Genomic DNA, 24859 nt, shown 5'->3' with positions numbered 1-24859 from the left:
GTTATTTTACAACTTTGTGGCAGTGTCGTGACAGTTGGGAAACCTGCCATTGTCTTTTTAGAAAATTAGGGATACAAAATGATGAAATTTATAGTTGCACAAAAACACATTAATTTATCAAGGTTGATCGTAGTTGCTTTTAGTGCGATCGGGCTAGCATCATGTACAAATATACCTTGGGCGTTAGTCTCCGAACCGCAACCGGGAAACATCAGCTAATTCGGCAGCTAAATCAGCCTCAATTTCCTTGCGGTTAGCGTGATAGTAAGATAGCGCTGCATAAATTTGTGCTAAATTTAAATAGGAAATTTCTTCAAGTATTGCTTCTGGGCTCATCCCTTGTTGATGCCAAACGGCAATTTGAGCGATAGAAATTCTAGTTCCCGCTATGCGGGGACGCCCTCCACAGGTTTCAGGCGTACTGACAACCAGCGTGCCGATGTCGATCGCAGTTGTTGACATACTTACCTCTTACGAAAAACTCAAATAAGCCAAAATATCCTGTTGTGTGAAATAGGGGAAATTATCTAGGATTTCTCGATCGTTCATCCCAGAAGCAAAATATTCCAACAGGTTATGAACCGTAATTCTCATGGCTGGAATACAAGGTTTACCATATCGCTTACCAGGTTCGATCGTGACGATATTAGCGATGTCTTGTTTTGACATGGCCTTTTTCCTTTAAATTCTGTTCTCAATTTTAGCACAAACAGGACTTACGCATAGGTGTTTTGCAGTCATCGGAAAAGAGAATCTGGATTTCGGCTGTCTCGTCAGTCATCAATACCATCCCACAGTTCAGAAATAGGATGTAATTTGCCTTCTTTAATTTGTTGCACGGAGTTACGCAAGCTAGCTAGAATTAGTTCCGCTGGCTCGTCATCCGGATCGGCGGGCGGGCTGAGGATATGGCGATCGATTAATAGTTGGTAGAAGTCGTCCACAGACATTACAGCGAGTTGAGCGGCTCGATCGAGACGGAGGCTGCGTCGCTGATAAAGTCCGATCGCCAATTCTATCCGCACATCGGCTTCAGTCAGGGGGAGATTGTCGGGAAGGTCGATCGTAATTTGCATGATTTAAGCTACTTTTTAATTTCAGAGATTTGATATACTACCCGCCGTAGATTGGTTGACAACTTGTGCAGGAAGTCGGTGCGAGTATCTGTTATTTTATTGTGTTGCTTAGCTATCAGAATCACTGAATTCAACCTTGGCGGAAATCCGATCGCTCCCAAAACTTGCCCGATCGAGCTAGAGTCTATCTGTAAGTGGGAACCACCAACTCAACCATAAAACTTTACAGCCAGGTCAGACACGGCAATGGTGGGGGTCGTGGAGGGCGACGGTTTGACCGAATTTCTGTTGGACGATCGCCCAAATTTCTGGTACGGATCGGATGGAAGTATAATCGATCTGGCGGCTGAGGTTAGCGCGATCGCGATCGGTCATGGGAGATGCTGTGCTGTTCATAGTTATTTTTGTGATTTTTGTGACATTAAATTCTTTTCTCTAAATTTATTATGTAATCTATCCTAACTGTATGTGCTTGGGTAGGGACAGTTAACAAATCTGTCTCTACCTTTTAATTTTTATGGCGCGTTAATAATTTAATTTTAATGGGTATATTTTGAATTTATTTATTTTAAATCTGCTTCAGTATGTCCCATAATTATGAATTAATTTTTTTATAAAATTAGCGATTGTGGTGTTTGATTTTTGGTGGTTTTTGCGGAAATATGAAAATGTATATCTACGATGATGTAAGTATAAACATTATGAGATTTCTAGCCCTGGTGCTATTATAAATAACTATAGGTAAACTTTCAATAATTTGCCATAATAAAAATACACTTTTTTACCGCCGATCGCCCTGAAACATCAAGCAATGAAATATTCTGCATCCACTCCCAGAAGCCATAGCACAACCTCTCGCTTTGACGGTTTATCTTTAGACGATCGCAATCCCGAATTCATTCAACTGATGTTGCCGATATGGGAGTGGCTATACCGCTACTATTTTCGCGTAGAAAGCGACGGCTGGCAATACGTCCCAGCGAGCGGCAAAATGCTGGTTGTGGGTTCTCACAACGGCGGAATTGTGGCACCAGATATGTTTATGTTCCTATACGAATGGTTCCACAGGTACGGCACCGAAAGGTTAGCCTATGGATTAATGCACCCGACGGTTTGGAAAGTTTCTCCTGAGCTTGCTAGCATGGCAGTGCAGTGTGGTGCGATCAAGGCCCATCCTAAAATGGCGATCGCAGCTTTGCGCAAAAATATTCCAGTCCTCGTCTATCCAGGCGGCGCAGAAGATACTTTCCGTCCCTATCACTTGCGCGATAAAATTTACTTTGCTGGACGCAAAGGATTTATTAAATTAGCCCTGCGAGAAGAAGTTCCGATTGTACCAATTATCTCCCACGGTGCCCACGATACTTTGATGGTACTGGGAGATTTTTATCAGGAAGTAAAGCAATTGCATGAATGGGGGATGCCGTGGTTATTTGGCATCGATCCGGTGGTGTTTCCGGTGTATTTAGGATTGCCTTGGGGATTGAGTTTTGGGCCTTTGCCCCATCTACCTTTGCCCATACAAATTCGGACTCGCGTGTGTAAACCCATCGTCTTTGAGAGGTATGGTGCGGATGCTGCGGGCGATCGCGATTATGTTGATGCTTGTTTCGATTTAGTTACAATGCAAATGCAACAGGAATTAGACCGTTTAATTGCCAATTAAAAATTGCAACATATATGATTCTAGGTCCAAAGGAAGGAGAGGCATCGGACATTGGTAATAAATAACCACTCACCAATCACCAAAATTACACCTCCGAAGCCCGCAATTGTCCGCAGGCTGCATCCGCCTCCAACCCGCGAGAATACCGCACGCTAACAGCAATTTTCTTCTCCTTCAAAGCAGCCACAAAACCATTAACTCGATTGGGAGTAGGGCGCTGATATTCTGCTTCCTGAATCGGATTGTAAGGAATTAAATTGACGTGACACTGAAAACCGCGCAAATGAGTTGCTAACTCCGCTGCGTGTTCCGGTAAATCATTTACACCTGCTAACAAGACATATTCAAAACTCAACCTGCGCCCTGTAGATTGCACATATTCGCGACATTCTGCTACTAATTCATCCAAAGGATAAGGACGGGCGCTAGGAATTAACTCTTCGCGCAATCTTTGATTGGAAGCGTGGAGACTAACGGCGAGGGTAACTTGTAAATGATGTTCGGCTAATTGGCGGATGCGATTGCGAATTCCGACGGTGGAAATGGTGATGTTGCGTTGTCCAATTCCCACATCTTGATTCAAACATTTGACAGCAGCTACAACATTGTCTGCATTCAGCAATGGTTCTCCCATCCCCATAAATACGATGTGGCTGACTCTACGCCCGAAATCTTGCTGAACAGTTAATACTTGATCGACGATTTCGTGTTTTTCTAAATTGCGCTTAAAACCGCCCTTTCCTGTAGCGCAAAAATCGCAGCCCATGGCGCATCCCACTTGTGCAGACACGCACACTGTTAGTCGTTTTTCGGTGGGAATCCCTACGGTTTCAATGATTTGACCGTCGGCTAATTTTAGAAGATACTTGACGGTGGAGTCTGGTGCAACCGATCGATAGTGAATAGTCGATCGCCCGATCGGAATTTTCGCCACAGTCTCGCGCCACTGTTTCGAGAATACAGAAATCTCAGAAAGCGATCGAGCCCCTTTTTCATAAATCCACTGGTACAACTGCGAACCGCGATAAGCAGGTTGGCCCTGTTGCTGCACCCACTCCGTTAACTCAGCCAAACTCGCCCCCAACAAGGGCGGAATTTTACCAGCATTAACAGCAGAAGCAGCCGTCTTGGTAGACTGATTTGCACCCTTGGAATTACCAGAAGAGTACACCTGAGAAACGGAAGTACGAGGCATAGGTCATCACAAAATTTAAAGCCACCCTCTATCTTAAAACTTCTTGACCAAAGCTGCCGTCTCTTGGGGGGCGAAGTTGGCTAGAATCCACTTCATAAATATTTTCTGCCAATTACTGTCAACAAAAAAAAAGATGCTGCCTCTCAATCGAGGGCAGCTACTTCTGTAAAGCATTTTATTGTCTCTCAAAACTGCTGGATTAACCTTCAGTATTTCCCGATTTATTCGGTAGTTGCAAGTCATCAGGATCGACATAATGACAAACTGCTTTGTCTATGCAAATCAATGCCCAACCAGACTTATCGATACTCATCAGCTTGTAGGATGCTGGCTGAATAAAGAAACCTTTGTGATTGCGAGTCGCTGGCTTGATATTAACGTGGTTCTCAGTGCTCATAGTCTTCTAACTCCTGGTACTGTGTTGTTAACTAAGCTTGTATTCCGCTGGGCGGATTGCTGAATCGTGTGGCGCCCCCACACCAATCGCAAGCGATTTGGTTTGGGTTTCAGAGTCCTGTCAAGGATATCTAGAACTTCCTTCAAGGTACTCCAATTGTTTCCCTCTACAGCATTTTAAAGTGAGGAATGCGTCCAGCCCCACTGTTCGTATTAGCTAAGTTTTCAAATACTAGCACTGCATTCCTGAGATTTCCATAAAGTTATTTATTGATTTATTACGACATCGTAATAAATCCCCAAGCCGATTTCTGCGATCCCCGCGCAAAAATCGACTGGTTTCCCTGGTTAAGGCTCAAAAAGCCATTGCTGAACGCGGGTGAGACTCTTCCAGTCCGGTTTTCTGCTTAACCCATCTTCAAAATTCTTTTTAACTTCTTCTAGCAACTCGTCGGATGCCATCAAGAGTTGCTGAGTTATTTCTACATGAGGCCGCACTCCTTTTTCTTTCAGGTCGAGGATGGCGACTGCTAGGTTGATCCGGGCTTGGGGGTCGTGAGGGTTCAATTTAACGGCGGTTTTCGCTGCTTTTTGGGCTGATGATGGTTTATCTTCCAATAGGTATAGCCATGCGAGACTAGCCCAAGCATTGCCGTTTTTAGGCGCTTTCAGGCACACTTCTTTGAACAGGGGAATCAAGTCTTTTGGGGCTTCTCCAGCTTGGTAGCGATCGAAACCATCTTTAAACAATTCTTCAGGGGTCATGGGAGTTGAGATTTGGAATTTGGAATTGAAAAGGGCATTGGGCAATTATTGATTGTTTGCCCAATTTTCAGGTTTATGTAGAAAAAGAACTACCGCAGCCACAAGTTTGGGTAGCGTTGGGGTTGGTAAACTGAAAGCCGCCGCCGATCATGGCGTCGCTGAAGTCGAGGACTAAACCGTAGAGATAGAGAATGCTTTTGCGATCGCACACTACCTGAAAGCCTTCGTAATCGAACACTTCATCGTCGGATTGGACGGTGCTGGGGTCTGCGAAATCCATCACATAAGACATACCAGAACAGCCACCCTGGCGCACTCCTACGCGCAAGCAGAGGTCTTTGCCTTGTTTTTCTCTCAGGCTCAATACTTGACGGACTGCGGAGTCAGTCATTTGAATGCCCCGCTTTTGGGAAATGGCTTGAGTCATAATTTTCTGAACTCCTGATACTATTTGATCCTAAGAGTTTCATCTTAATTCATCCATTGTACAGGTGTTGTCCCCCCCTTTCCCCCTAGGGTTTATGATTGAAAGGCAGCGGTTGACCCTTAGTGGGGCACCGCAACCATGCTTCACCCAACGGGCTTACTCTAATGGCAGCGCTGAATCGCTCTACTCTTCGTCGGCTACAAAACTTACCTCAAATTCCCAGCGTGTGGGAGGGCGATCGCCGACCCTTGTCTAATGCTGACTCACACATGATCGTAGACGATGATGACTTCCTAGAGGGTGGTGGCGAGTGCATTCTCTGGGTAGATGGCTCTGAAGGGGTTGTCAGGGCTATGGATATGGTGGGCCCGGATGCTGGCCCAGAGGCGATCGTCCGGGCACTGCTGCGAGCGATGGAACATCCCCAAAGTCCCTCTCCCGCAGTCCGCCCTCAAAAAATAGTTGTCAAAAACCGAGAAATTCAATTTTATCTGCGGGGGGTACTTCAAGATTTAGGTATTGCGATCGACTATGTACCGGAATTACCCCTCATAGACGAAATATTTCGGGGAATGGAAGAGGTTGCCGTCAACAGACCTCCTGAATTGCCTCCTGAGTATGCTGATGTTCTCATGGAAAAAGCTGCTCAAATTTGGCACGATGCTCCGTGGCAGACTTTGAGAGAACATCAGATTATATCTATTGAAGTCAATCAATGGGATGTCGCCAGCCTTTACGTGTCTGTATTGGGTCAGGGCAGAATGGATTATGGAGTTTTGCTCTATCGCTCCCTAGAATCGTTGAAGCGGTTTCGAGAGCGAGTCGTTAATGATGATTCTTTTGAAGATTTGGAACAGGCTTTTTTAGGGCAAGATTGTTTGTTTCTCACTTTTGAAAGTGCCATGGAACTTGATGAAGATGAGGAAGAAATTGATTTAGCCGATTTGCCTCCATCGGAAATTGAACCGAATTTTGGCAACCTGCATCCTTTAGAAGGTTTGCGATCGATTCTTTATGAAGAAGAAGCCCTGACAATGTTAGTTGCTCTCGAAGCATTTCACCGCTTTTTCCGCAATAGTCGGCGCAAACTTGCAGCAGAAACATTTCCCACCCTCAGCAGCCGCTACCGCATCCCCGTTCCCCTTGCTGACGGGGAAACTCAGCAGGTATCGGTGAAAGTTTCCACGATGCCGGAGGTATCCGACGAATTGTGGCAGATGCTGGAAGATGATGATGATGACGATGATGAATTTGAAATGCCTCCACTGCGGGACGATTTAGTACCGCCTAATTCATTTTTGAGTCTCGGTGTCGTACCTTGGGCAACGGTAGATTTTTTGCGTGGCAATGCCCAGTTTTATCAAGGTGCAGAAGTTGATATTAATCCCAGTGGAGATGGTTTGCCGGTGGTGATGATTCAAACTTCCCATCCGAAGGCAAAAACCATGATTCAGGATTTGAAGGAAGCAGAAGGAGTCAAGGCAATTTGCTTTAATCCGGGAGAAGATCCTTTTCAAGATGAGCAATATGATTTGGGTATTCTGCAAGCTAAAAATGGCGATTTGTATTTGTTTGGAGAGTTTAATGAAGACGATCCAGTGCATCAAGCAGCCCGCCAAAAATGGGAGCGTCGCTGTCAATCAACTCAAGGTTGGTGTGGTTTGGTGATTGCTAAAGGGTTGATGGGTGCTTCTCGCGGCCAACCTCAACTTAAAGATATGATCGCTTTGTTTGAAGTGCGCTGGGTGTCTGCTAAAGATTTAGGCATTGGGCCACTGCAATTGATGCCGACGTTTTGATGTTAGTTGGCGGTTGACGGTTGACTGTTGACAGTTAACTGTCTTTCCTCAAATTTCTGATATTCTTAAATTTGTTACAATTTGTAAAAATACACTAAAGGATAGGGAAAATGCGGGTTGCGATCGCAGGTGCAGGACTGGCTGGAATGACAACAGCAGTCGATTTAGTGGATGCAGGCCACCAAGTAGAAATTTTTGAATCCCGCCCCTTTGTCGGTGGCAAAGTTGGCAGTTGGGTAGATCCAGATGGCAATCACGTTGAAATGGGTTTACACGTCTTCTTCGGCTGCTATTATAACTTATTTGCTCTCATGAAAAAAGTGGGAGCTTTTGACGATTTGCTCCTGAAAGAACACGTCCACACTTTTATCAATCGAGGTGGCGAAACAGGTAGTTTAGATTTTCGTTTCCCGGTAGGTGCTCCTTTTCACGGATTGAAGGCATTTTTCACTACATCTCAGCTATCGGTACAGGACAAAATCCAAAATTCCCTCGCCCTGGGAACTAGCCCCATCGTCCGAGGTTTGATCGACTTTGATGGGGCGATGAAAACTATCCGCGATTTGGATAAAATCAGTTTTGCTGACTGGTTTCGCAGCCACGGTGGCAACCAAAATTCCCTCAAAAGAATGTGGAATCCGATCGCCTATGCCCTGGGTTTTATTGATACTGAAAATATTTCAGCCCGGTGTATGTTGACAATTTTTCAATTCTTTGCCACCAAAACAGAAGCCTCGGTGATGCGAATGTTGGCTGGTTCTCCTAGCGAATATTTGCACAAACCAATTGTGGAATATTTAGAAAGCAAAGGCACAAAAATTTACACGCGGCGCAGAGTGCGAGAAATTCAGTTTCAAGAAGGTGCAGAAACTCGCGTCACGGGCTTAGCTGTAGCTAGTGGGGAAACTGAAGAAATTATTACTGCCGATGCCTATGTTTTTGCATTGGATGTGCCTGGAATTCAAAAAATATTACCCCCAGCTTGGCGGAAATGGTCGGACTTTGATAATATTTACAAGTTGGATGCTGTGCCGGTGGCGACAGTGCAATTGCGGTTTGACGGTTGGGTAACGGAATTGGACGATGAAGCCAAACGCAAACAATTAAGTCATGCTGTAGGAATTGATAATTTGCTATATTCCGCCGATGCAGATTTTTCTTGTTTTGCTGATTTGGCGCTGACAAGTCCCAAGGATTATTATAAGGAAGGGGAAGGTTCTCTGTTACAGTTGGTGTTGACTCCTGGAGATCCGTTTATTAAACAAAGCAATGAGGCGATCGCCCAACACGTACTCAAGCAAGTTCAGGATTTATTCCCATCAGCGCGGGAATTAAACATGACTTGGTATAGTGTAGTGAAGCTGGCTCAATCTTTGTATCGGGAAGCACCGGGAATGGATCTTTATCGGCCTGCTCAAAAAACGCCGATCGGCAATTTCTTTCTAGCAGGAAGTTACACTCAGCAAGATTATATTGATAGCATGGAAGGAGCAACACTTTCTGGCCATCAAGCGGCTAAGGCAATTCTGGAAGCTTACAGTCATTAGTCCTTAGTCCTTTTAATTAAACGTCATATACAGATGGCCCAAAACCTTACTGTATCAATAGCCTTCCTGAATTTCCCCCTTCCCCCCCTTGGGCGGGGCTAGGGGGGCTGAATTCTTCCTTCTTACTTCTTGCTTCTTATATCAATTCCGGTTATATCGGAATGATTTAACCGCGAAGGCGCGAAGGACGCGAAGGAAGAGAAGAGAGAGTTTAATAATTCCGATGAAGAGAAGATTTTATATGATATCGTTGACCGTTGCACCGTCAGGTGATTTAACCACAGAGAACACAGAGAGAAATGAATAATTCCGATGAAGAGAGGAATTGATATTCCTTCCCCCCTAGGGGGGCAGGGGGGGTTCTTCTTCCTTCTTCCTTCTTCCTTCTTCCTGAATTTCCCCCCTAGGGGGGCAGGGGGGGGGTTCTTCTTCCTTCTTCCTTCTTCCTTCTTCCTTCTACTTATGAGTTATTTTGCTAATTTGCTGGGTATTGGGCTAGGTTTATGTTTGCTGGGATGTTCGCCAACAATGCCTGTAGCAAATTCTGAGGTTACTGCTACTTTGGCATTGCAGCCTACATTGACAGCTTCCCAAGGTCAAGTTTTACCTGTTTCCGCTAAAGCTAGGATAGCCGATCGCTCGATCGAACTTGAAGTCGCTACCACCCCGGAACAACAGGCTATGGGTTTAATGTATAGAACTTCTCTACCTGATGACAGAGGGATGTTGTTTGAGTTCAAACCAGCGCGATGGGTGAATTTTTGGATGAAAAATTGTGAGATTTCTCTGGATATGATTTTTCTGCGGGATGGAGTGGTGACAGCCATCCAACCTGCGGCACCTCCTTGTACTGCCGATCCTTGTCCCACCTATGGCCCGGATACGATGGTCGATCGAGTCATCGAACTCCGTAGCGGGCGGGCTGCTGAACTTGGTCTCAAAGTTGGCGATCGAATTGCGATCGAGTTTATTTAACCGAATTAAGTCATTTTAGGTTGATTTTCCCGGAAAATTGGTCGAGGGACATGGCCCATTATTTTGAGAAATATTTAGAAACTTTACAAAAATTGATTAAATCTGTTAAATTATTAATAATTAAGCCAGTACAAGTACCAAAAGATTTGCTACGATGTCGATCTTAGTAAGTCCAGGACTGCTTGAGATAGCAGGTTGCGGTTGGAATCGCCAAATCTAACCTAGATTAATCAAGTAGATTTGCGGATTCTGCATTTTGGCAGATGAAGTTATACTCTGAACCTGGTTTAGTAGTCTTAAGTAGGTAGCAGAATTGATTTAGATTCGCGCTGCAAAGATGCAGAGGTATTCAGTTTAGGTTCGATCGCACATCCCTCGAACCCCCAGCGACAAAAATCGAAAACCTTTCACTTTTGGGGAAAGGTTGGCTTTAGAGTCGCACTCAACCACAAAATTTCCATTTTTAACTGCAAATACTGTTTTAACAGATATCCACAGTTTCAAGACAGATTTTAAACTGGCTTATTACTCATCAAAAACATCAGGTTCGCATCAGAAAATGGTGTCCTACACTTGGAGGAAAAATTAATGACACCCGCTACTTATACTCGTTTAATTCGATTTTTACAAGAAGATTTGGCGATTTCTCGCGCGTCAATTGATGTCGCTGAACGTGTGGGCGGTAACGAACAGCGCCAACGCGATCGCGACCCGAATTCCCTGCCGATGGTATTGTGGCAGTACGGTTTGGTGACGCTAGAACAGTTAGATAAAATCTTTGATTGGTTGGCCCAAGCATATTAAAAGGATTTTAGATTTTATATTTTAGATAAAATCTAAAATCCAAAATCCTTTAACAACTTGGATTAAGATTCAGCTAAAATTTTCGCAGCGGCGGCAACGCCGGCACCAGGAACAAAGCCTTCGTAACCCATTTCTCGCAACACCACTTCTAAAGAGGAAATAGCTGCTAGAATATCGCGATCGCACACAAAGCCTAAATGACCGATGCGGAAGATTTTGCCTTTCAAATGATCCTGTCCGTCAGCCAGGGAAATGTCAAATCTCTTTCTCATCAACGTCCGCACCTTTTGTGCATCTACTTCGGCGGGCGGCATCACGGAAGTAATCGCAGGGCTGGCGCAATCATCAGCAGCAAATAAGGGCAAACCTAAAGCTTGTACAGCGGCGCGAGTAGTTGTCATCAACCGTTTGTGCCGCGCGAAGACATTTTCCAGCCCTTCTGCTTTCATCATCTGCAAAGTTACTTGCAGTCCAAAAAACATATTGACTGGTGGAGTAAAAGGAGTCGTATTTTTGGCAGCTTCTTTGCGATATTTGCCCAAATCCAAGTAATAGCGAGGCAATTTCGCAGTCTTGTAAGCTTCCCAAGCTTTAGGGCCGACGGCGACAAAACCCAAACCAGGGGGAATCATGTAAGCTTTCTGAGAACCGGAAGCAATCACATCAATTCCCCAAGCATCCATCGGCACATTTGCAGCACCTAAACTGGTGACAGCATCGACCATAATTAAAGCTTCACCGTGGGCTTTAACGTGGCGGTTGATGGTTTCAAGGTCGTTGAGGACGCCGGTGGAGGTTTCGGAGTGAGTGATGATGACAGCTTTGATTTGCTTCTCTGTATCTGCTTCGAGTTTTTCGCGGAAGTTTTCGGGGTCTAAAGGTTGGCCCCATTCGGCTTTGATGATTTCGACATTTAAACCGTAAGCTTCGGCAACTTCGGCCCAACGTTCACCAAATTTACCATTGGTACCGACTAAAACGCGATCGCCCGCACTCAAGAAATTAATAATCCCAGCTTCCATCGCACCGGTACCGGAAACGGTTAAACTCAGCACATCACTCTTCGTTTGGTGCAGCCATTTCAGGTTTTCGGTACAGTCTGCAAAAATCGCATCAAATTCCTTGCTGCGGTGCCCCATCGGGTGTTTTGCCATCGCCAGCAAAGCCGCTTCGGGTACCGGCGTGGGGCCGGGAATCATCAGCATTGATTTGTTATCCATGATGTTGTCCTAACTATTTCTGTGGGAGTTAACAGAATAGATCAAAAAGCTGTGTTGCGGAATCGTCTCTCTAAGTTTTTTAAGTTTTAAGTTTTAATTTCCCTAGGATTTGTCTCATTCAGCGACCAGCGGTATTCTACTGGTAATTTGGAGCGATCGCAACTTTGTTCTAATTGCTTCTGAAGGGCAAGGGCTTTCCGCAAAGTAACGATCAGTTGTTGAACTTGTTGTTGCTGTGTTGATTGCGGACTGACAGCCAACATTGTTTTACGTTCCAACAATTGAAGTAGCAATTCGTAGTGAACGTGTGACGGAAGGGGAATTGGTTCCATTAAAGACGACATACCTCAGTGAACCGACACCTCATGGGAATTGCCATGAGGTATGAGAATTGAATTATAAATACTTGATTTCCCATAATTCTTCTAAATTAACTATTATCAGAATTTAGGGAGATTGTCAAGGAATCTGGCGTTTGATATCATTGTTAATTATTTCGGAATGATTTAACCGCAGAAACCGCAGACACCACAGAGTCTCCAGAAGAGAGAGATGAAGGATTTTGATGCCACCTGTGAGTATCATTTTTGCTGCTGTTAAGTTGTGACTAATGGGGACTGGGGATGTCGGCGACAAGGGAGGCTAAAGCTGCGCCTGGGTCTGGCTGTTTGACTAGGGATTCGCCAATCAGGACAGCGCCGGCCCCGGCCTTGGCGACTTTAGCGAGGTCGTCGGGGGTGTGGATGCCTGACTCGCTGACGATGAGGATGTCTTTGGCTTGAATTTCGGTTTGGCGCGAGGCTAATAGTTGGCTGGTGGTTTCTAGGCTGACGGAAAAGTCTGCTAGGTTGCGGTTGTTGATGCCGATTAGGTTGACGCCTTCTAGGGTTAATACGCGATCTAGTTCTTCTTGAGTGTGAACTTCTATCAAGGCTGTCATGCCTAATGTCTTGACAATTTTGACGAAGTATTGTAAGTCTTTGTCTGATAGAATAGCTGCGATTAAAAGTACGGCATCGGCACCATGAATGCGGGCGAGATAGATTTGGTAGGGATAGATGATGAACTCTTTGCAAAGCAGTGGTAAATCGACGGCGGAACGGATTTTGCTGAGGTTTTCAAAGCTGCCTTGAAAGAATTTTTCGTCGGTGAGTACGGAGATGCAGGTGGCGCCGTTTTGTTGGTAGGATTGGGCGATCGCCACTGGATCGAAATTTTCGCGAATTACGCCTTTACTAGGGGAAGCTTTTTTGACTTCGGCGATGATGGCTGGTTTGGTTTTGCCATGTTTGAGGGCGGCGAGAAAGTCGCGGGTTTTTGGTGCGAAGGGGAGTTTTTTGTAAAGATCTGCTAAGGGGGTGCGATCGCGTTTTTGGGCTACTTCCGCTTCTTTTTGCCAGACGATTTCTTCGAGGATGTGCCGGGGTTGGGAGTCGGGTACGGCGATTTCGTAGCTGAGGTAGAGTACGGAGACGGAGGTGCTGGGGGGACGGCGGCGGATTTGGAGCATGATAGGGGGGATAAACAGTTGACAGTTGACAGTTGACAGTTGACAGTTGACAGCGAGGTTTTTAGGCTGGGGATTTATACCTTACCGCGATCGCGACAAGTTTAAAAGTATTATATAATAGTTACAGTAAATCCTCCTAGCCTGAGAGCTAATGCGTGTCAGCTAAAGATATATATCACGAGACAGTTAAGCGTGCCTTACAAAAAGATGGCTGGACAATTACTCACGATCCATTTCCCATGCAAATTGGTCGCAAGCGTTTATCTGCCGACTTGGGTGCAGAGCGTCTAATTAATGCTGAAAAAGGAACCGAAAAAATTGTTGTTGAGGTCAAGAGTTTTGTGGGACGATCGGATGTAAAAGATTTGGAGCAGGCTTTGGGACAGTAAGTTCTTTACCGCCAAGTGCTTAATGAAATGCAGATCGATACAAATTTATATCTGGCTATTTCTAAGGCTGCTTTTAAGAGCGTATTTACCATAGAATTAGGGCAAGTGTTATTAAAAAATCAAATTGTTAAACTGATTGTTTTTGATGAAAAAAGTGAGGCAATACTTCAATGGATACCAGATTGAGATACCAAGAAATTATCAAAACCATACTTCAGGAACACGCTAACTTCTACAATACTATACCTGATGGCTATCATTCTCAACTGTTATTTGATGATGAACGAGGAAGCTATTTAGTTTTGGATATTGGTTGGAATGATGACAATTACCTTCACGCCACACCAATCCACATCGATTTGATCGGGAATAAAATCTGGATTCAATATGATGATACCGAAGAAGGTGTGGCGACGGATTTACTAGCAGCAAATGTTCCTAATGAAGATATTGTACTCGGTTTTCGGCATCCTCAAGTGCGGCAATATACTGAATTTGGAACGGGTTTGAGTGACGAAGATGAAGAAATTGTTGCTGAATCTGCTGCTGTGCGATCGGCCTAAGCCGATAGATTATTCGGCGATTGAAATCGCGTCTAAACAAATGAAGTCCGCCGACGCGGACTAAGAGATATGAGAGATTGTGATTAATTGAACAGAAACAAACTCGGATTGACATGAAAAAACTTTCCCAAAGCCTCAGCTTGTTTTTTAGTAATTTCTAGTTGACTATTAACGATTTCAGTTACCATATCAATTGTGCCAATAATTTCTACTAAATCCGCTGGTTCTAAACTTCTAGCGTCCATCAAATGAAGAAGTCTTGAGTGGGGAGTTGAAGCATTTATTTTATAATGTGTTTCTTCAAAATCCTCAATTAGTTTGACTAAGAGTTCTAGGAGAGTATCTTCTTCGGGAGTTAGATTGTTCCGAGAAAGCAAGCTTTCAACTATTTCTAAAAATATCTCGTTTTCATCTTCATTTTTGATGATGCGCGGTTGATATTGAGATAGCAAGCTGCTGTACCTGTCGAAGTCAAAAGTAAGGGTCATTTTTCCAGTTGTTTTTGTCATATTCTGCATGAGTCAAAATGTATTTGATATAAACAATCTGCTTTTGATAGTTAAGACTTACGATTAAGCGATATTTATTTCCTTTGATATTGAAAATTGTAAAATTTCCAACTGCTTCACCTTGAGGATAAATAGTTTGAACTTCAATAAGCTTAGTCCAGTTGGCTTGACTAGCAATCTTGTACCAATCATCGAGGGCTTCGCAGGAATCAGCATGATTTTGGCAGTAGTCTCTTAATTTTTTGCGACTGATAACGTGCATTTAGCGATCGATTTAAGGTTTGGCTGTTCTGGCTTGGGCGTCTTTCAGGGCGCTTAGGAGGCGATCGGCATTTTTGGGCGATCGCAGCAGGTAGACTGTCTCTATTAAGCTTGCCAATTCGTCAGCGGCAATTAAGGCTACGTTTTCGCCGTCTTTGCGGGTGATGATGATGGCATCGCGATCGCTGATGACTTGTTCGCACAGTTCCTCAAGATTCGCTTGAGCTTCAGTATAGGTTACTTGGGTTTGTGTGAGTGACATGGTTTTTGGCTTCCCAATACTAAGAATATTATAAGGGCGATCGGGCCTCTTTTTCTATGTTTGGGCGGGAATAGTTAGTTTTGACATATTCTTTTAGTACCGGGCCAAGGGTGAAAAATGTGCGTGAAGCGTAGCTATCCCGTAGGGAATCGCCCTCCGGGATTTTTTCAACTAATGAACGCCGTCCCAAGGATTGCATAACTTTCAAAAAGTGCGATCGGGATAATTGCATATTATCTGGCAGTTTTGCAAGTGAAACTGGCGCGGTTTCACTCGCTAGCCATGACATTACCTGTTTTTCTGACTCGGATAAGCGATTAAATGGCTGATGCAGTAAAGATTCTAAATCACCTAAAAATAGTGGATCGTCAGACAAAAATTCCGATAGACTGCCGTTAAATAAATCTTGAATCATTGTCGCAACTATTTTCAACCACAAGGGATTGCCTCTGTATTGTTCAATTAGTTCTGACCATTTTGTATCTTCAGCTAAACCTTTTTCTCTAAGGATTTCCCCCGCTTCTGCACCTAAACCATTGAGTTGTAATGAGCGAACAGGCTGGTTTTTGCCTTCTAATACGGCAATTTCTCTGGGTGTTTCCCAACTTAGCAGCACTAAACAACTATTGTGAGATAATTCTGCTACCTGTCTGAATAGTGTGCCGTAATCTTCGTATCCAGGTTTGTAATCACCAGCAAGTTGTCCGCTGCTATTTACCATTTGTACGTCATCAAGTATCAGCAGACAGCGGTATTTTTGCAAGTATTCTAGTAGGGGCAATCCCCCTGTGGTTGTCCCTTCATCTGAGGCGGGCACGGGGGCACCGCCCCTACAGAAAGATTGAATGATACTGGTTTGAAGTATTGACAGGGGTGGAGATGTGGCGAGACTTCGCCAGATGATGAAATCAAATTCATGTTTGATTTGTTGGACAAGTTGGGCGGCGATCGCGGTTTTGCCGATGCCGACTATGCCGTGTATGGCGAGTAGGCGGGTGTTTTCGTGCAAAATCCACTGTTTGAGGGTGGTGAGAGAGGTGGTGCGATCGTAGAAAATGCCAGACATAGGCATTTCAGCTAAGAATTGACGCACTTTGGGTTCAGTGTTGTCTTTGTTTAGAATTTCTTCATCAATTGCTGAGTTGGAGACTTTTGGGGAATGTGAACTATTTTCACAGAAGTTGATTTCACCAATTTGTACAATATCTTTATTGAAGTTCCAGAGATTTGAGAATTTTACTTGCTCCAATCTGACTCTAAAATTTGCTTTATTGACTTCTTCGCCTAATATTTTGGAAAATAGCTGCCATAATTCCGATGCAGTATCCTTGACGTGACCTTCCGTACAGTGAAATTCATGTGCTATTTTTGAGTATTTCTGACCTTGCCAAGCACTCCGAAGTATAGATTGTTGTAGAGGTTCTAAGTGTTTTCCCGTATTGGCAAAAACTAAGTCATCGGCAAAATTTAAGATTTCCTGAGCGTCCATAGGTAGGCTAGGTGTCGGATTTTTACTGATTTTATCCTACTTTTCCGACTTAATCCTACTTTGGTAGGCTGTTTCATTTCCGACTTGACTAAATTGGAATTATATTATACAAGTAAGGTAATTATGAATGATATAGGACTGACGCATAAATACCAAATAAACCGGGTTTTTTGTCAGGTTAAAGGTCAGCATTCAGTATTTTAGTGAAAAACCCGGTTTCTGCGTTTAGGACTATGACAACAACATATAAACTTTGTAGGAAAGCGAAGTGAAATATTTAAACACTGTACGAAGATTCGCAAAAATCTCGACTCTATTTTTTCTGACTGTATTCTTGACATATAGCTGTTCAGTGACGGAAACTTTGTTTGAAAAAAAACTGGAGTTTCCCACCGCCAGATTAGAAATTAAAGTTACTAGCACACCATCTGGACAAGCTGATTTAGGCGCTGGTCAGGTGATGACCTTTGCTGAAGCCAAATCACTTAAGTCTAATGGCACAAATATCAGGATACCGAAGTCATCAGGTAAGTCTACTTCTGTTGTCGCAGCTAAATTCGGCAATGAAATCAGGCTGCTCGACTTTGTGATTCCAGGGGAACGCGAGCAGCCTGAATTGAGCTTTGAGTCAACGGCTAGAAGTTTAGTGTTTACGAACCCTATATTTTCTAGCTTGTCTTTTGAGCAGCGTGTTTCTGTGTTTAAAGCTGTTAGTGAAAATTCTAATTTTCAAAAGCTAGTGAAGCTGGTATCTGAGTCCCAGTCAATTTTAGATGAAAAAGCGATCGATCTATCTACTGACATTGCTCTATCAGTAGCAAAATCTCTGTTTGGAAAATCTTCTAGCGTTTCTACCCCTTCAAAACCCAGTCCTACAGTAACATCAGCAAAACCAGTAACACCAGCAAAACCAAATAATTCTGCCAACCCTTTCGATAAAGTACAATTTCCGAAGCCTGTATGCGGCGACTCATTACCCACAGACCCCAAAGCTTATCCTGTCAAACTGTATCCTGTTTTTGTTGATTACAGCGAGAGTAACCTACAGACAGTAAAATCTAAATTTTGTCAAGACGCTTTATCGAAGACAAGAGAGAAAACAGGTAAGCAGGCAGTACAAGTAGGCTCTTTTTTAACTGTTGAGCGTGCTAATGCTTTTAAAGATTTCATGCTCAAAAACATTGGAAGTGGTGAAGTTAGCGACGACCCTACTGTAATACAATCTCAACCCACATCAAAACTTAATAGCAATTTCAAAAATCTAGTTGCTGCTGATAATTCAAAATTGGGGTTGTTTGACTGGTTAGTTCCACCAGCCAATGCTCAATCAGGAACCAGCAAAATTAAATATGAGATTGCCAAGCAATTAGATAGAAATTCGGTGCTTCTTGGTCAGGATACACCTCTGGTTTTACACGGACTAGAATTAGAATCAACCTCAGATGGAATCAAGATTTCTGGGACTACTCCCGTCGCCCAACAGGTATTAGTTCTTCCTGCTGGTAAATTTCCCTCTTTTAAAAATGTCACTTCAGAAGATTACAAAAATGGTGGCATCCGTGAATCAGATATTGTTGCGGAAGAAATATTTTTATCAACTGACATAAACTTACCATTCATAGACAACCAATTACCAAGTGAACCATTTAGTGAGCTTCTCAAGCCTAAAACTGGAAGTTGGAAACCTGGTACTTACGATGTAATTATGTCGCCCGGTGCTAAGTATGACAGAAATAGTAAGTATGAATTTGGAGCTTATGGTTGGAATAGTGGGGTAGCAGTGATAAATGCTTTGGCGGCGGTAGATACCGTTCTCGATCTTAATCAATTAAAAGCAGGAGCAAACAAAATAGGGGGAAATGAAACTAAAACTCGTAAAGAAAGAATGATTGAGATAGCTACTAAATTAAATAAAGCAAATTTACTGAGAGATGATTGTAGCAGGGACTTGATCAAGCAAAAAGAAGGTGATAATTCCTTTGTTACATTAATGAATTGTCTCGGAAAGCGAGGAAATCTACTGCAAATTGCATCGATTGTATATGATATTGACGGCGACAAAATTGTGAGTGAATTATTTGGTAAATTATTTGACTTGCAGGGTAAACAGCATGAAAGCCTTAAGAACAAAGTAGGTAAGGGAGGTAATCTCTTACTTACTTTGGGTGATGCAGGCAAAAATACTTACACCAGTTTTATGATCGGTGAAAATATGACTCGCGATATTGTCAAAGGGCCTTATATTGGGCGATTCACTGTTACAGAAATTCCACCCGATCCAGCACTTGTGGCATTATCTAGCTCGACAGATATAGGAGAGTTTCAAGAAGTAAAAGTTGAGTGCGATTCTAATCCCGCTGCTCAGTTTATTGATTTAGTTATTGGATGCGGTGTAACTGACTTAGCGGCCAAAAATTATAGTAGTAGTTGGTATGAAATAGTTGAATCTGAAGGAGTATTGACTCTGACACCTCCCGGTGAGATCGCTCAAATAGGTCATGGTGCGTTTGGTGGTGAAATAAATGAATACAACTTGAGAAAACCTTTCTTCAATATCAAAATTGGGCAGACAATCCCTAGTGGACAGAAGTTAACTATTCAAGCTAGAAAATATGAAGGCACACCTACGAGGAAGCTGGTGATTAGCTGTGATAGTAATCCGATTGGAGTTTGGGGTACTGGCTTATTTCCTAGATGCACTTCCGAAGGAACATATGTTCAGGTAAAGTTTGAAGGACGACATGGAGTGCAAATAACTCTAAACAACGGGAAAATACTAGAATTTGAAGGTAATATTTGGGGAATGCCATCATCAGCCTACATTACTTCAAATGGTCGCTCAGTTGAGTTTACCATTTCAGCTAAGAAGTGAGTAATGCGATCGCCCGCAACTCTGTATTATAGCGATCGCACTTTACCTTGACTGAACAAAAGATCATTACAACTGATGAATGCAGTAACTTTGACAAATCACCAAATTTGGGATGAACTTGCTAAACTATTAGCACCGATCGCCCTGAATCACCTAATCGAGAAACATCTGCAATCCTGCAATTACAAAATACGCGGTTATTGGGACAACAATAAGTTTTATGAAGAGATTGCTTTCATTCATCCTATCTGTGCTGAGTTGATCGCCCGATCGCTCGGCACAAATATTATCAACAACCATCCCACCTCGCACTGGATTAAACTTAAATTTTTGCTAAAAGCCGATCTATCTGCGGTTGAAAACAACCTGGTGATCGATGATGGCGATGATGAAATTGGCGAACTGACTCTGATTTTAGATGCCAATCTGAAAGTTATTGATGAAAACTGGTCGATCGATATCGAATCTCGTTTTGTTGTTGCTAAGATTTAGCCAGATTTGCAGCATTCTGCCTCAAGTGCGTGAAGGGTAGCTATCCCGTCGGGAATCGCACTTTAACTTAAACCTTAACGGCTTCCTGCGATTGAATTTCATCGCCTGCAAAGCTTTCGATGCTGCCTCAACTACACCTGTCCACTCAGATGATTTAATATATTCCTCATCAGAAACTTCGGTCCCCAACGCCTCAAACACTAAGTCTATAGCCTGACAAACTGCTTCCATGAAACGAGCTTCTTTTTCATTTTCAATAATTACTCCGATCGCCGCATCAGGGTTTTCTGCCAACACTGTATCATCGTAAAGAAAATGCACCGCCTCATCAAAACAGTCGTACTTAATTCCTAGCGGATAATCTCTTTTTACCCAAACTTGATCTTGATAGTCTCTATCTGCCAAATTGCGGAGAGTTTCTAACAACTCCTCTCTCATTTTCGGATACTTTACCATACAACTTTCTCCTTTATTAAGGTGCGTACCAAGTTTGCCATTCCAACCATTCATCTAAAGCGATGTGAGCTTCTGTGGGATTATTTTTGATGCTACCTGCGATGGGTTGACCATTTTTACTGATAACTTGACCATCTTTTCTAAGAATAACATGGTCTACCTGCTGTGAAGGAAAATTGCTATCTGCATCCCCTCTGTCAATCCTCACGCCATTTCCCTGATTTGCTGGATCTCGCCACCGCCAACCCGGTTTCTTTTTATTTGGCTGTGCATCACCCCAGGATTCGGGTATTTTCTGGCTAGCTGCTTCTGGAACTGTCCAATCTTGACTTGAAATCACCTCGCACCTGGTTTATGCTTAATCTTGTTCCTATACAGCAATTTTAGCACAGAGAATATATCGCCCTACAATCATTTATCACAAATATGAGCATTAACGATAAACTTAAGAACATACTGACGCAACTCCGATCGCACTTCGAGCAAATTTACGACAGCCGCCTTGTCACAATGGTGCTCTACGGTTCCCAGGCGCGAGGCGATGCACATCCCGATTCAGATATAGATGTGTTAGTAGTTCTCAAAGCGCCAGTTCAAGCCGGGGTCGAAATTGATAGAACTCTTCAGATTGTAGCAGATTTGTCGCTCCAAAATGATGAAGTGATTAGCTGCCAGTTTATGAATGAAGAAAAATTCACTAATTATCAAGGCCCTTTGCTCAGAAATATCCGTAAAGAGGGAATTTTAATATGACATCCGCTCAATTAAACTTACTTCTCAAAGCTCGTCAAAGCCTTGCAGCGGCAAAATTAATGTTAGATGGCGAATACCCGGATTATCCAGCCTCTCGCGCCTACTACACGATGTTTTATATCGCCGAAGCATTTTTAGAAGGTGAAGGGCTATCTTTTTCTAAACATTCCGCAGTCATTAGTGCCTTTGGTCGAGAATTTGCTCGTACAGGAAGAGTTCCTGTTAAGTTTCACCGATACCTCATCAGAGCTCAGGAATTGCGAAATGCTGGAGATTACGGCGAACTTGATGCCGTTATGAGCGATCAAGCCGCAGATTCGATCGCCCAAGCTGAAGAATTTCTAGAATTAGCCCAAAATGCGATCGGCACTCTACCACCGCCCTAAATAACTGCGATCGCAATTTCATCTCCTTTAGCTTCCTCTACCATCAAAGCAAACTCCCGCAGATTTTTCACCGCAAAATATCCGCCCTCTTTGACAAAATCGCCACCGCAAGTGACAGGAATTCTTTCCTGATAAGCTTTCAGTGCCAAATTCAAATCATTTTCTTTCAATTCGAGATAGATTTTCTGCAACTTACCCACAACAAACCCCATCATTACTACCTTAGCAATTTTTTCGCCTTCTTCGCGATCGACTTTCACAACAAACCCTTGAATTTCCGTATTGTCTAACGAAGTAACTAAATCGCTTAAAATCTCTAACTGAGAACGATTTTCTGCCGCTTCCAGCGTCTTGACAGCATCTCCCATTCGAGCTGGATAATCGGCAAATTCCCTTGTCAAGGGTAGCCCAATATCAAACACATCTCCAGTATCATTTTTCTTAATCCAAATCGCTCCTTTATTGTCATAAAGTCGGCTATGTTCGTGCCAGCCAGTTCTTTGTAAATATGCTACAATCACATTCACATCTAAACTATTGAAAACTTCAAAATCCTGTACATTTACCTTCATGGGACACCTCCTTTGCTAATACGCTGCATAATTGACTCAAGAGCATCTGGTGTAAACTGATTCCGTCGGAGCAATTCAACAGTAATGCGATTTGTATTTCTAGTTTCCGGCATTCCCCGCAGCGATACCCAATAGGCACAATGTTTGATCAACATTTCAGACTCTGACTGTTGTATCCATTCCCCGATATTTTCTGGTACTAAAACCACAATCAGTAGGCGGGGAATAAAAGTGGTGACTCTTAAGTCGTTATAATTTTTGAGATTGAGCGGATATCGCACAGATTCAGCATCAAGTACATCTCTTGAAGTACATTTTAACTGCAATTCGAGGCGGTGTGGTTGCATTGGATCGTAGCCGATCGCCTTGATACACAGATCGACGCTATCATAATCATTCTCAGGTTGATCTACAGAACAGCCGGCGACTGCCGCCACAGCACGCACGTAAGCTTTGCTAAATAATTCTTTGCGTTGGTTTAGTTCCATTTAAACACACTTCTCAAAAAGGGGCGGTCACGATCGCACATTAGTGTCAACAAACACGTCAAATATAGTACCAGTCTTTTGTTGATCCGATAGCCTCTCGATCCCCCCTAGGGCGTGTTTTAAAACCCGGAGATCCCCCCTAGCCCCCCTTAACAAGGGGGGGACAAGAGTCTTCTCAAAGTCCCCCTTCCCCCATCCCCCCTTGGGGGGGGCAGGGGGGGGTGGGGGGGCTAGGGGGGGGTGGGGATTTAGGGGGATCGAGACTAGACTACAAACGAGTTTTCTCAAGGGTTTAGACTTAAGTTGACACTAATCGGAACTCCGCCCCTACAGATTAATGACCGCCGGCCGCCCCAGCCGCCCGTTTAAACGCCTCATCCAACACTTCCGAAAGCGTCGGGTGAGTGTGCACTCGGAATGCTAAAGTATGAACAGAATCTCGTTGCGCGATCGCATTTGCCGCCTCTTGAATCAAATCGGAAGCGTGCAAACCGAAAATGTGAACACCCAACAACTCCCCCGTATCCTTCCGGTAAATCACCTTAGCCGTACCGTCGGTTTCCCCTTCAGCAATAGCCTTAGAATTTCCCTTAAAATAAGTCTTGACAGAAGCTACCTCAAACCCTTCGGTTTTTCCTAACTCCTTCGCGGCCGGTTCTGTCATTCCCACATAGCTAATTTCTGGGTGAGTAAATGCTGCTGCTGGGATGCTCAAATAGTCAATTTCCCGATCGCGCCCGCAGATATTTTCCACCGCCGCAATGCCCTGAGCAGACGCAGAGTGAGCTAACATCATCTTGCCATTGACATCGCCGATCGCCCACAAATGCTTGACCGGTTCTCCCCCAGCCAAAACCTGCATCTTATCGTTAACGGGGATATAACCGCGCATCGTTTCCACACCAGCAGTTTCTAACCCCAAATTCTTACTGACAGGAACTCGGCCCGTCGCTACCAAACAAGCATCAACTTCCAAAACTTCGACAATTTCCTTAGTTTTGAAATCAGCTAATTCGATAATTACCGGCGAACCAGGAGTAATCTTCTTCGCCAAAACACCAACTTTTGTTTCAATATCGCGGGGTGTAATTAACACCCGTTCTGCTAACTTAGCAATATCTGGGTCAAAAGTTGGCATTAATTGATCTAAGGCCTCAATCATCGTGATTTCACAGCCCAATGCAGTGTAAATATCGGAAAACTCCAAACCGATATAACCACTACCAATAATCGCAATCCACTTCGGAAGCGATTCCAATCTGACAGCATCGTCGCTAGTAAATACAGTTTTGCCGTCAATTTCTATCCCTGGGGGAACAAAAGGAACCGAACCGGGAGCGAGGATAATATCCTTGGCGGTAATCGTTTTTTCGCCTTTATCGGTTTCGATGGTGATTTTTTGAGAACCGGCGATTTTTCCCCAGCCTTGGATGATATCGACATTCAAACGTTTGAGGCTGTTGGTCAAGTCGCCACGCAGTTTGCTGACAATGGTGTTAGCATGATTGGCGATCGCCCCTCGATCGAAATCCACACTCCCCAACTGAATACCCAAAGTCTTCAAATGGTGAGCATTGCGCAAATCCCGCACCCGCCCCGCAGCCGCCAGCAGCGCCTTAGAGGGAATACAGCCGCGGTTGACACAAGTTCCGCCCATGTCGCCGGCTTCGATAATTGCCACTTTCAGCCCGCAGCTAACGGCGTGGATGGCCGCGCCGTGTCCGCCGACGCCGGCGCCGATAATTGCTAAATCGTAATCAAATCCCTGAGTCACCTGATTCTCCTAGTGTTATTTCTATCTGAGGACTTAAGCAAAAATACAGTATTTTCGTGATTTAAAGCTGGTACATGGCGATCGCAATCCTGTAATAGCAGCGATCTTTGCATCAGTCCCGATCCTTATTTTCGACTAGACTAGGGTTAATTAGACAAATTTCCCCAGTAACTGAGATTTTTAGTCCTGGACGCCTAAATACCAAAGCACCCT

At 43.8% G+C, this 24859-nt stretch carries 30 protein-coding genes and 1 pseudogene; 11 read left to right on the top strand and 20 right to left on the bottom strand.

The genetic code is table 11. The features are described from left to right. Positions 1-183: 183 nt before the first annotated feature. The 4 genes from ACBR23_RS02380 to ACBR23_RS02365 form a co-directional block, all read right to left on the bottom strand. Positions 184-462, bottom strand: coding sequence for a DUF433 domain-containing protein (locus ACBR23_RS02380; protein WP_371118635.1), 279 nt, complete (start codon positions 460-462; stop codon positions 184-186). Positions 463-471: 9 nt separating this feature from the next. Continuing rightward, positions 472-669 (bottom strand): DUF433 domain-containing protein, encoded by a 198-nt coding sequence (locus ACBR23_RS02375; RefSeq protein WP_340525517.1) that lies wholly within the window; start codon positions 667-669, stop codon positions 472-474. A gap of 104 nt (positions 670-773) precedes the next feature. Further along, positions 774-1076 (bottom strand): UPF0175 family protein, encoded by a 303-nt coding sequence (locus ACBR23_RS02370; protein WP_371118633.1) that lies wholly within the window; start codon positions 1074-1076, stop codon positions 774-776. Positions 1077-1310: 234 nt separating this feature from the next. Further along, the gene (locus ACBR23_RS02365; RefSeq protein WP_371118632.1) at positions 1311-1472 is read right to left on the bottom strand and encodes a hypothetical protein; all 162 of its coding nucleotides are present in this window, start codon (positions 1470-1472) and stop codon (positions 1311-1313) included. Between the two features lie 415 nt (positions 1473-1887). Between ACBR23_RS02365 and ACBR23_RS02360 the strand changes: the two genes are divergently transcribed. Beyond that, positions 1888-2742, top strand: coding sequence for a lysophospholipid acyltransferase family protein (locus ACBR23_RS02360; RefSeq protein WP_371118631.1), 855 nt, complete (start codon positions 1888-1890; stop codon positions 2740-2742). Positions 2743-2827: 85 nt separating this feature from the next. On the opposite strand, the gene rlmN is transcribed toward ACBR23_RS02360, so the two are convergent. The 4 genes from rlmN to ACBR23_RS02340 all read right to left on the bottom strand — a co-directional run bounded on the left by rlmN (position 2828) and on the right by ACBR23_RS02340 (position 5525). Continuing rightward, positions 2828-3937 carry a 23S rRNA (adenine(2503)-C(2))-methyltransferase RlmN gene (gene rlmN, locus ACBR23_RS02355; RefSeq protein ID WP_341735523.1) on the bottom strand — a complete coding sequence of 370 codons (1110 nt, stop codon included), beginning with the start codon at positions 3935-3937 and terminating at the stop codon, positions 2828-2830. A gap of 199 nt (positions 3938-4136) precedes the next feature. Further along, positions 4137-4334: a hypothetical protein gene (locus tag ACBR23_RS02350; protein ID WP_340524632.1), complete on the bottom strand. Its 198-nt coding sequence runs from the start codon at positions 4332-4334 to the stop codon at positions 4137-4139. Positions 4335-4681: 347 nt separating this feature from the next. Then, complete coding sequence (locus tag ACBR23_RS02345) at positions 4682-5098, bottom strand: M48 family metallopeptidase (protein ID WP_340524629.1); 417 nt, start codon at positions 5096-5098, stop codon at positions 4682-4684. 73 nt (positions 5099-5171) lie between these two features. After that, positions 5172-5525, bottom strand: coding sequence for an iron-sulfur cluster assembly accessory protein (locus tag ACBR23_RS02340; protein ID WP_340524627.1), 354 nt, complete (start codon positions 5523-5525; stop codon positions 5172-5174). A 164-nt stretch (positions 5526-5689) separates the two neighbouring features. Between ACBR23_RS02340 and ACBR23_RS02335 the strand changes: the two genes are divergently transcribed. The 4 genes from ACBR23_RS02335 to ACBR23_RS02320 all read left to right on the top strand — a co-directional run bounded on the left by ACBR23_RS02335 (position 5690) and on the right by ACBR23_RS02320 (position 10650). After that, on the top strand, positions 5690-7324 hold the full coding sequence (locus tag ACBR23_RS02335; protein ID WP_371118630.1) for a hypothetical protein: 1635 nt from the start codon (positions 5690-5692) through the stop codon (positions 7322-7324). 110 nt (positions 7325-7434) lie between these two features. Further along, a complete protein-coding gene (gene zds / locus ACBR23_RS02330) occupies positions 7435-8871 on the top strand; it encodes a 9,9'-di-cis-zeta-carotene desaturase (protein WP_371114246.1) in 1437 nt (478 codons plus the stop codon). 462 nt (positions 8872-9333) lie between these two features. Next, the gene (locus tag ACBR23_RS02325) at positions 9334-9846 is read left to right on the top strand and encodes a DUF192 domain-containing protein (protein WP_341735526.1); all 513 of its coding nucleotides are present in this window, start codon (positions 9334-9336) and stop codon (positions 9844-9846) included. Between the two features lie 588 nt (positions 9847-10434). Continuing rightward, positions 10435-10650 carry a DUF2949 domain-containing protein gene (locus ACBR23_RS02320; RefSeq protein ID WP_340525937.1) on the top strand — a complete coding sequence of 72 codons (216 nt, stop codon included), beginning with the start codon at positions 10435-10437 and terminating at the stop codon, positions 10648-10650. Positions 10651-10712: 62 nt separating this feature from the next. Here the strand turns inward: ACBR23_RS02320 and ACBR23_RS02315 are convergent, their stop codons facing one another. The 3 genes from ACBR23_RS02315 to trpC all read right to left on the bottom strand — a co-directional run bounded on the left by ACBR23_RS02315 (position 10713) and on the right by trpC (position 13380). After that, a complete protein-coding gene (locus tag ACBR23_RS02315; protein WP_371114249.1) occupies positions 10713-11870 on the bottom strand; it encodes an alanine--glyoxylate aminotransferase family protein in 1158 nt (385 codons plus the stop codon). 86 nt (positions 11871-11956) lie between these two features. Further along, on the bottom strand, positions 11957-12202 hold the full coding sequence (locus ACBR23_RS02310) for a DUF5340 domain-containing protein (protein ID WP_371114250.1): 246 nt from the start codon (positions 12200-12202) through the stop codon (positions 11957-11959). A gap of 275 nt (positions 12203-12477) precedes the next feature. Continuing rightward, on the bottom strand, positions 12478-13380 hold the full coding sequence (trpC, locus tag ACBR23_RS02305) for an indole-3-glycerol phosphate synthase TrpC (RefSeq protein ID WP_371118629.1): 903 nt from the start codon (positions 13378-13380) through the stop codon (positions 12478-12480). Between the two features lie 155 nt (positions 13381-13535). Between trpC and ACBR23_RS02300 the strand changes: the two are divergent. Together ACBR23_RS02300 and ACBR23_RS02295 are read left to right on the top strand one after the other, a co-directional pair. Further along, positions 13536-13955: pseudogene (locus tag ACBR23_RS02300) on the top strand (element excision factor XisH family protein). Continuing rightward, on the top strand, positions 13940-14332 hold the full coding sequence (locus tag ACBR23_RS02295; protein WP_371114252.1) for a XisI protein: 393 nt from the start codon (positions 13940-13942) through the stop codon (positions 14330-14332). Before ACBR23_RS02300 ends, ACBR23_RS02295 begins: the two are co-directional and overlap by 16 nt. An 83-nt stretch (positions 14333-14415) precedes the next feature. Here ACBR23_RS02295 and ACBR23_RS02290 read toward each other — a convergent pair whose 3' ends face one another. The 4 genes from ACBR23_RS02290 to ACBR23_RS02275 are packed head-to-tail and all read right to left on the bottom strand — an operon-like array spanning position 14416 to position 16853. Then, positions 14416-14820: a type II toxin-antitoxin system HigA family antitoxin gene (locus tag ACBR23_RS02290; protein ID WP_371120888.1), complete on the bottom strand. Its 405-nt coding sequence runs from the start codon at positions 14818-14820 to the stop codon at positions 14416-14418. Then, the gene (locus tag ACBR23_RS02285; protein ID WP_371118627.1) at positions 14804-15103 is read right to left on the bottom strand and encodes a type II toxin-antitoxin system HigB family toxin; all 300 of its coding nucleotides are present in this window, start codon (positions 15101-15103) and stop codon (positions 14804-14806) included. The genes ACBR23_RS02290 and ACBR23_RS02285 overlap by 17 nt, the downstream gene beginning before the upstream one ends. A 12-nt stretch (positions 15104-15115) precedes the next feature. Beyond that, positions 15116-15364, bottom strand: a complete 249-nt coding sequence (locus ACBR23_RS02280; protein WP_371118626.1) for a type II toxin-antitoxin system Phd/YefM family antitoxin — start codon at positions 15362-15364, stop codon at positions 15116-15118. Between the two features lie 28 nt (positions 15365-15392). Beyond that, positions 15393-16853: an NB-ARC domain-containing protein gene (locus ACBR23_RS02275; protein WP_371118625.1), complete on the bottom strand. Its 1461-nt coding sequence runs from the start codon at positions 16851-16853 to the stop codon at positions 15393-15395. A gap of 352 nt (positions 16854-17205) precedes the next feature. Here ACBR23_RS02275 and ACBR23_RS02270 point away from each other — a divergent pair, with 352 nt between their 5' ends. Both ACBR23_RS02270 and ACBR23_RS02265 read left to right on the top strand, forming a co-directional pair. After that, a complete protein-coding gene (locus tag ACBR23_RS02270) occupies positions 17206-19725 on the top strand; it encodes a hypothetical protein (RefSeq protein WP_371120889.1) in 2520 nt (839 codons plus the stop codon). Between the two features lie 75 nt (positions 19726-19800). Continuing rightward, a complete protein-coding gene (locus ACBR23_RS02265) occupies positions 19801-20217 on the top strand; it encodes a hypothetical protein (protein ID WP_371118623.1) in 417 nt (138 codons plus the stop codon). Between the two features lie 21 nt (positions 20218-20238). On the opposite strand, the gene ACBR23_RS02260 is transcribed toward ACBR23_RS02265, so the two are convergent. Then, on the bottom strand, positions 20239-20673 hold the full coding sequence (locus ACBR23_RS02260; RefSeq protein ID WP_371118622.1) for a hypothetical protein: 435 nt from the start codon (positions 20671-20673) through the stop codon (positions 20239-20241). 16 nt (positions 20674-20689) lie between these two features. Then, positions 20690-21013, bottom strand: coding sequence for a hypothetical protein (locus ACBR23_RS02255; protein WP_371118621.1), 324 nt, complete (start codon positions 21011-21013; stop codon positions 20690-20692). An 86-nt stretch (positions 21014-21099) separates the two neighbouring features. Here ACBR23_RS02255 and ACBR23_RS02250 point away from each other — a divergent pair, with 86 nt between their 5' ends. After that, complete coding sequence (locus tag ACBR23_RS02250) at positions 21100-21426, top strand: nucleotidyltransferase domain-containing protein (protein WP_371114260.1); 327 nt, start codon at positions 21100-21102, stop codon at positions 21424-21426. Next, on the top strand, positions 21423-21812 hold the full coding sequence (locus ACBR23_RS02245) for a HEPN domain-containing protein (RefSeq protein WP_371118620.1): 390 nt from the start codon (positions 21423-21425) through the stop codon (positions 21810-21812). The genes ACBR23_RS02250 and ACBR23_RS02245 overlap by 4 nt, the downstream gene beginning before the upstream one ends. On the opposite strand, the gene ACBR23_RS02240 is transcribed toward ACBR23_RS02245, so the two are convergent. The 3 genes from ACBR23_RS02240 to lpdA all read right to left on the bottom strand — a co-directional run bounded on the left by ACBR23_RS02240 (position 21809) and on the right by lpdA (position 24646). Continuing rightward, on the bottom strand, positions 21809-22384 hold the full coding sequence (locus ACBR23_RS02240; RefSeq protein WP_371118619.1) for a hypothetical protein: 576 nt from the start codon (positions 22382-22384) through the stop codon (positions 21809-21811). The genes ACBR23_RS02245 and ACBR23_RS02240 overlap by 4 nt on opposite strands. Further along, a complete protein-coding gene (locus tag ACBR23_RS02235; protein WP_371118618.1) occupies positions 22381-22872 on the bottom strand; it encodes a DUF4365 domain-containing protein in 492 nt (163 codons plus the stop codon). The genes ACBR23_RS02240 and ACBR23_RS02235 overlap by 4 nt, the downstream gene beginning before the upstream one ends. A 334-nt stretch (positions 22873-23206) precedes the next feature. Further along, positions 23207-24646: a dihydrolipoyl dehydrogenase gene (gene lpdA / locus ACBR23_RS02230; RefSeq protein WP_371118617.1), complete on the bottom strand. Its 1440-nt coding sequence runs from the start codon at positions 24644-24646 to the stop codon at positions 23207-23209. Between the last annotated feature and the right edge of the window lie 213 nt (positions 24647-24859).

It is taken from the genome of Microcoleus sp., from assembly GCF_041354475.1.
Lineage (GTDB): Bacteria > Cyanobacteriota > Cyanobacteriia > Cyanobacteriales > Microcoleaceae > Microcoleus.
This window is presented reverse-complemented; position numbering and strand designations above follow the sequence as displayed.

Coding starts and splice junctions, on each gene's coding strand:
- ACBR23_RS02380 (WP_371118635.1), bottom strand. CDS start 462: ATGTCAACAACTGCGATCGACATCGGCACGCTGGTTGTCAGTACGCCT.
- ACBR23_RS02375 (WP_340525517.1), bottom strand. CDS start 669: ATGTCAAAACAAGACATCGCTAATATCGTCACGATCGAACCTGGTAAG.
- ACBR23_RS02370 (WP_371118633.1), bottom strand. CDS start 1,076: ATGCAAATTACGATCGACCTTCCCGACAATCTCCCCCTGACTGAAGCC.
- ACBR23_RS02365 (WP_371118632.1), bottom strand. CDS start 1,472: ATGAACAGCACAGCATCTCCCATGACCGATCGCGATCGCGCTAACCTC.
- ACBR23_RS02360 (WP_371118631.1), top strand. CDS start 1,888: ATGAAATATTCTGCATCCACTCCCAGAAGCCATAGCACAACCTCTCGC.
- rlmN (WP_341735523.1), bottom strand. CDS start 3,937: ATGCCTCGTACTTCCGTTTCTCAGGTGTACTCTTCTGGTAATTCCAAG.
- ACBR23_RS02350 (WP_340524632.1), bottom strand. CDS start 4,334: ATGAGCACTGAGAACCACGTTAATATCAAGCCAGCGACTCGCAATCAC.
- ACBR23_RS02345 (WP_340524629.1), bottom strand. CDS start 5,098: ATGACCCCTGAAGAATTGTTTAAAGATGGTTTCGATCGCTACCAAGCT.
- ACBR23_RS02340 (WP_340524627.1), bottom strand. CDS start 5,525: ATGACTCAAGCCATTTCCCAAAAGCGGGGCATTCAAATGACTGACTCC.
- ACBR23_RS02335 (WP_371118630.1), top strand. CDS start 5,690: ATGGCAGCGCTGAATCGCTCTACTCTTCGTCGGCTACAAAACTTACCT.
- zds (WP_371114246.1), top strand. CDS start 7,435: ATGCGGGTTGCGATCGCAGGTGCAGGACTGGCTGGAATGACAACAGCA.
- ACBR23_RS02325 (WP_341735526.1), top strand. CDS start 9,334: ATGAGTTATTTTGCTAATTTGCTGGGTATTGGGCTAGGTTTATGTTTG.
- ACBR23_RS02320 (WP_340525937.1), top strand. CDS start 10,435: ATGACACCCGCTACTTATACTCGTTTAATTCGATTTTTACAAGAAGAT.
- ACBR23_RS02315 (WP_371114249.1), bottom strand. CDS start 11,870: ATGGATAACAAATCAATGCTGATGATTCCCGGCCCCACGCCGGTACCC.
- ACBR23_RS02310 (WP_371114250.1), bottom strand. CDS start 12,202: ATGGAACCAATTCCCCTTCCGTCACACGTTCACTACGAATTGCTACTT.
- trpC (WP_371118629.1), bottom strand. CDS start 13,380: ATGCTCCAAATCCGCCGCCGTCCCCCCAGCACCTCCGTCTCCGTACTC.
- ACBR23_RS02295 (WP_371114252.1), top strand. CDS start 13,940: ATGGATACCAGATTGAGATACCAAGAAATTATCAAAACCATACTTCAG.
- ACBR23_RS02290 (WP_371120888.1), bottom strand. CDS start 14,820: ATGACCCTTACTTTTGACTTCGACAGGTACAGCAGCTTGCTATCTCAA.
- ACBR23_RS02285 (WP_371118627.1), bottom strand. CDS start 15,103: ATGCACGTTATCAGTCGCAAAAAATTAAGAGACTACTGCCAAAATCAT.
- ACBR23_RS02280 (WP_371118626.1), bottom strand. CDS start 15,364: ATGTCACTCACACAAACCCAAGTAACCTATACTGAAGCTCAAGCGAAT.
- ACBR23_RS02275 (WP_371118625.1), bottom strand. CDS start 16,853: ATGGACGCTCAGGAAATCTTAAATTTTGCCGATGACTTAGTTTTTGCC.
- ACBR23_RS02265 (WP_371118623.1), top strand. CDS start 19,801: ATGAATGCAGTAACTTTGACAAATCACCAAATTTGGGATGAACTTGCT.
- ACBR23_RS02260 (WP_371118622.1), bottom strand. CDS start 20,673: ATGGTAAAGTATCCGAAAATGAGAGAGGAGTTGTTAGAAACTCTCCGC.
- ACBR23_RS02250 (WP_371114260.1), top strand. CDS start 21,100: ATGAGCATTAACGATAAACTTAAGAACATACTGACGCAACTCCGATCG.
- ACBR23_RS02245 (WP_371118620.1), top strand. CDS start 21,423: ATGACATCCGCTCAATTAAACTTACTTCTCAAAGCTCGTCAAAGCCTT.
- ACBR23_RS02240 (WP_371118619.1), bottom strand. CDS start 22,384: ATGAAGGTAAATGTACAGGATTTTGAAGTTTTCAATAGTTTAGATGTG.
- ACBR23_RS02235 (WP_371118618.1), bottom strand. CDS start 22,872: ATGGAACTAAACCAACGCAAAGAATTATTTAGCAAAGCTTACGTGCGT.